3 protein-coding genes are annotated in these 3181 nt (G+C 41.0%); 1 reads left to right on the plus strand and 2 read right to left on the minus strand.

The window, feature by feature from the left end:
• Positions 1–90: 90 nt before the first annotated feature.
• Both cysD and cobA read right to left on the minus strand, forming a co-directional pair.
• Positions 91–999: a sulfate adenylyltransferase subunit CysD gene (cysD, locus tag CXF78_RS18135; RefSeq protein WP_059745566.1), complete on the minus strand. Its 909-nt coding sequence runs from the start codon at positions 997–999 to the stop codon at positions 91–93.
• Between the two features lie 53 nt (positions 1000–1052).
• Complete coding sequence (cobA, locus tag CXF78_RS18140) at positions 1053–1871, minus strand: uroporphyrinogen-III C-methyltransferase (RefSeq protein WP_102037548.1); 819 nt, start codon at positions 1869–1871, stop codon at positions 1053–1055.
• A gap of 284 nt (positions 1872–2155) precedes the next feature.
• Here cobA and CXF78_RS18145 point away from each other — a divergent pair, with 284 nt between their 5' ends.
• Positions 2156–3046, plus strand: coding sequence for a phospholipase A (locus tag CXF78_RS18145; protein WP_041413199.1), 891 nt, complete (start codon positions 2156–2158; stop codon positions 3044–3046).
• Positions 3047–3181: the final 135 nt, after the last annotated feature.

Consider the following 3181-nt stretch of genomic DNA (forward strand, 5'->3'; position numbering starts at 1 on the left):
ACGGTCGGTATTGTTTTTTGCTTGGTCCATAATCTTTCTCACTCAAATTCGTTCGCATGCTGGGTTGATAAAACAACCATGTTCAATTGTTTAGAAATAGCCTTGACGCTTTTTCTGCTCCATTGACGCACTTTGGTCAGAATCAATTAAGCGACCTTGACGTTCACTTGAACGAGTTAACAGCATCTCTTCAATAATTTTTTCTAAGGTGTCGGCTTCTGAAGGCATCGCCGCCGTTAGCGGATAACAACCTAGGGTTCTAAAACGAACCCGTTCAACCGATTCAACATCACCTTCTTCTAACGGCATACGGTCATCATCTTTCATGATGAGCTGACCACCTTTGTTGACTACAGTACGAGGAGCTGCAAAATATAACGGTACGATTTCAATATTTTCTTGATAGATGTACTGCCAAATATCGAGCTCAGTCCAGTTAGATAAAGGGAACACTCGAATGCTCTCGCCTTTATTGACCGCGCCATTATAGGTGCGCCATAACTCTGGACGTTGGTTTTTAGGGTCCCAACGATGGTGCTTATCACGGAACGAATATACCCGCTCTTTGGCACGAGACTTTTCTTCGTCACGTCGTGCGCCACCAAAAGCCGCATCAAAACCATATTTATTCAATGCTTGTTTTAACCCTTGGGTTTTCATAATGTCAGTATGCTTGGCACTGCCATGAGTAAATGGGCCAACACCTTGTTCAACACCTTCCTGATTAGTATGAGTCAGTAACTCAAAACCAAACGCCTTGGCTTGTGCATCACGAAAAGCAATCATCTCTTTGAATTTCCACCCCGTATCGACATGTAATAACGGAAATGGAATTTTACCCGGGTAAAAAGCTTTGCGCGCAAGATGCAGCATCACCGATGAATCTTTACCTATCGAATACATCATGACAGGATTACCAAACTCAGCTGCTACTTCACGGATAATCTGGATGCTTTCGGCTTCCAGTTGTTGTAAATGGCTTAACGAACGGCCTGCCATGATGATTCTCCATTACCTAATATTGCTGCAGAGCAGCGGGTTAAATTATTCGACTACAGCGCTTTAGCGACTGTGTCTAAATCTGTTTTTTGTTGCGCATTGACGGGATCAAACCAATTTAAGCTGTCAGCTAATTCAACAACCTCACCAATAATCATCAGCGCAGGCATCTGTAAAGCAGGATCTGCGGCTAATTGAGCCAGCTCGCCTAATTTACCAATAAACCGCTGTTGTGATGACGTGGTCGCGTTAGACACAATGGCCACTAGCGTATCAGCACTGCGGCCTGCGTTGATTAAACCATCACTAATAACATTGGCATTTAATATGCCCATATACACTACTAAAGTATTGTTAGTGTTAGCATAACCCTGCCAATCCATAGGGCGACTCGCTAACTGACAATGACCAGTGATAAAGGTGACACCCTGGGCATAATCACGATGCGTTAGCGGGATACCTGCATAAGCGGAAGTACCACTGGCAGCGGTAATACCTGGGACTACTTCAAAAGCAATACCGGCAGCCACTAAAGTTTGTAGCTCTTCGCCGCCGCGGCCAAAAATAAACGGGTCGCCGCCTTTTAAACGCACAACATTTTTACGGGTATATGCTTTAGTCACCAATAGCTGATTAATTTCATCTTGAGCTGCGCTGTGTTTACCTGCGCGCTTACCCACAGCAATTTTTTCAGCGTTACTGGGGATCAAATCTAAAATGTCTTGGCTGACTAATGCGTCATATAACACTGCATCGGCTTGTTTAAGAATGCGATAGGCTTTTAGTGTTAGTAGTTCAACGTCGCCAGGACCGGCGCCGACTAACCACACTTTGCCTTTGGCTTGTTGCCCTGGCATAGATACTAACTCCATCACATTTACCTCAAGATATTTGACCATGTTCAAATATAGCGTTTTCTATATTCCATATACAATAGTTAATAGTTAGTTTTTATAACTAAATAGCATATAAAAAAATTTGTTCGCGATTTAATCTATTTGACATGCCAATACGTATAGAATGCCGCATTGAAATGAAAAGAATTGTTAACTTAATTCGACAAAGCTCTGGCAATTGATAACAATGAACACCGTAAAATGCTGATACTAAGAATTACACTAAAATTAAACCTATAATTATGCTTATGGATGATGCAATGATAAAAAGCACTCAATATCTTGGACTCTCGCTATTATTACTTGGCTTTAGCACCCTCGCCCTTGCAGAAGACTCATTAGTTGATCAGCGGGTCAAAAGAGAATTAGCCACATCAGAAAAACCCTTTGTTCTGACTCCACACAAAGCCAATTACTTATTGCCTGTTACTTATCAAACAAGAACAAACTCGTTGCCATTTGAGGTTAAATATCCAGATGAAGACGTCAATATCGACAAGCTAGAAGCAAAGTTTCAAATCAGTTTTAAATTCCCGGTTTGGTATAACGTGTTTGGCGATAATGGCCATTTATTTTTTGCTTATACCAATCAATCGTATTGGCAAGTTTATAATAAAGATGCGTCATCTCCCTTTCGTGAAACCAATCACGAACCTGAAGTGTTCATGCTATTTAACAACGACTGGAAAATTGGTGGATTTACTAACTCGTTTTTAGGTTTTGGGGCTGTGCACCAATCTAACGGGCAAACTACACAATTATCAAGAAGTTGGAATCGAATATACGGCAGTGCGGTATTTGACAAAGGTCCATTCGCATTAGGACTTAAAGTCTGGTGGCGTATTCCTGAAGATGAAAAAGAAGATATTAATTCACCAGATGGCGATGATAATCCAGATATCAATCGCTACATGGGTAACTTTGAATTAACAGGCGTGTATGGCTTAGATGAGCACCGTTTTACAATGCTGTTACGCAATAACTTAAGCAGCACAAATCGTGGGGCGGTTGAATTCACCTGGAGTTACCCTATCATCGGTAATCTACGTATATATACTCAGTATTTTAACGGGTACGGTGAAAGCTTAATTGATTATAACCATCATAATCAACGTATTGGTATTGGTATTGCGTTAAATGACATTCTGTAAGTAGGGCAATTAGTGTCTTTAATTTGCGTAAAGAATTAGCGTCAAGAATTAACATCAACAATTAGCTGTTAACGCTTAAACGTCATGCGTGAGACATAAAAAAGGTGACCATTTGGCCACCTTTTTTAGTTTCGT

The organism is Shewanella sp. 11B5, from assembly GCF_002836795.1.
In the GTDB taxonomy this organism is placed as follows: domain Bacteria; phylum Pseudomonadota; class Gammaproteobacteria; order Enterobacterales; family Shewanellaceae; genus Shewanella; species Shewanella frigidimarina.